The following is a 208-nucleotide window of genomic DNA, read 5'->3' as shown; positions in this document are numbered from 1 at the left end:
TCAGCATTACTTTTATGGCTTTTACCATCTGTTTCCTCCTGTATCAGTTCACGGATAAGTTTCTTAGCTTTATTCGCTGGTTTTCCCTGTAATTTACAACTGAATACTGTGATTATCTGAACCAGATCCTCAACAAGTTCCTGCTGTTCGGATTTTTCAGTATTATCAATAATCTCAATCTCACAATTATAAAGTGAAGCGATATATT

Annotated in this window: 1 pseudogene; it reads right to left on the bottom strand. The window is 34.6% G+C overall.

Annotated elements, in window-relative coordinates:
- Positions 1-208, bottom strand: a pseudogene (locus LJE11_RS19735) (IS607 family transposase); the annotation flags it as partial.

The sequence above is a fragment of the Blautia sp. DFI.1.216 genome (assembly GCF_020594215.1).
GTDB lineage: Bacteria > Bacillota > Clostridia > Lachnospirales > Lachnospiraceae > Blautia_A > Blautia_A wexlerae.
Note: the sequence above shows the minus strand (reverse complement) of the source record. Positions and strands in the feature narration are given on the sequence as shown.